Genomic DNA, 1391 nt, shown 5'->3' with positions numbered 1-1391 from the left:
GTCAGGAGCAGGGGGGCATCGGCTCCGGGGGCGGTGGGCAGCGGCCACAGCGGCGGCCTGGACGGGCGGGCCCCGGGCCGCGCGGCGGCGCGCAGCCGGCGGCGTACGAACCAGGCGGCGGCCCCGACGAGCAGGACCGTACGCACCCTCGGCGGCTTCGGCCTGCGCGTTCCCATGTCAGGCGTGCCCTTCCGCATGTCAGGCGTCACCTTCCGCGTGGGCCCGCGCGGCGGGGGAGGCGGCGAGGTAGGCGACGGCGCGCTCCGTCGAGCCCTCCTGCGAGGGGTGGTACGAGCGGCGCAGATACCGGGGCGCCGCCCCGAGTATCGCCCCGGCCGACGGCAGCAGCCCGCCGCGGGCCCGCTGGAAGAAGTCCTTCCAGCGCGCGTCGCCGGAGAGCACCGTCGGGTCGTTCGTCATGAAGAACCGCACCCCGCGCTGCCAGAGCCACACCAGCGCGGAGAAGGCCGTGGCCCAGGTCCGTACCCGCTTCTTGTAGTCGTCGTCGAGGTGCATGAACACCTCGAACGCCACCGAGCGGTGCTCGACCTCCTCCGCGCCGTGCCAGCGCAGCAGGTCCAGCATCGTGGGGTCGGCGCCCTTGCGGTCGAGCGCCTCGGCATCCAGCACCCACTGGCCGAGCACCGCCGTGTAGTGCTCGATCGCGGCGATGATCGCGACCCGCTCCAGCAGCCACCAGCGGCGGGCGAACGGCGGCGCCGTGTGGTCGCCGAGCAGCCGCTCGAACATCCAGTCCACCTGCTCGGTGTACGGAGCCGGGTCCAGGCCCTGGGACTTCAGGTGGTCGAGCACGGTGGAGTGCGCCTGGGCGTGCGTGGCCTCCTGGCCGATGAACCCGATGACGTCCTCGCGCAGCTTCGGATCGTGGATGTACGGGAGTATCTGCCGGTAGACGTGGACGAACCAGCGCTCGCCGGCCGGGAGCAGCAGGTGCAGCACGTTGATGGTGTGGGTGGTGAACGGGTCGCCCGGCACCCAGTGCAGCGGCGTGTCGGCCCAGTCGAAGGAGACCTTGCGGGCCTTCAGCGGGGTGTGCTCCGACGCGACGGGGACGGGCTGGACCTTGGCCTTATTAGACATGGCGTCAATGTACTGGCGGGTAGCGTCGAGGCAACAGCCCTCGGCCCACATTCCGATCAGCCCCGGCCCCTGCCCGGCCGCCCCCGTCAGTGCAGCGGCGTGAGCTTCTTCCCGTTCGTCAGCCGCGCGCTCAACTTCGCCCGCGCGCCGTCCTTCGCCGGTACGGCCAGCAGGCTGCCCGCCGTGCTGCCGCGCACCCCGCCCGTGGCGGCGATCGAGGCGACCCGGTCGCTGCCCGCCGCGAGCAGGTACCACTGCCCGGCGGGCGACTTCCACAGCGCGCCCGCCAG

Annotated in this window: 1 protein-coding gene and 1 pseudogene; both read right to left on the bottom strand. The window is 72.9% G+C overall.

The window, feature by feature from the left end:
• Positions 1 to 198 precede the first annotated feature (198 nt).
• Positions 199 to 1101, bottom strand: coding sequence for a metal-dependent hydrolase (locus ACFU99_RS43715; protein ID WP_384404353.1), 903 nt, complete (start codon positions 1099 to 1101; stop codon positions 199 to 201).
• 86 nt (positions 1102 to 1187) lie between these two features.
• A pseudogene (locus ACFU99_RS43710) lies at positions 1188 to 1391 on the bottom strand (hypothetical protein); the annotation flags it as partial.

This window comes from Streptomyces sp. NPDC057654 (assembly GCF_042800135.1).
Taxonomy (GTDB): Bacteria; Actinomycetota; Actinomycetes; order Streptomycetales; family Streptomycetaceae; genus Streptomyces.
This window is presented reverse-complemented; position numbering and strand designations above follow the sequence as displayed.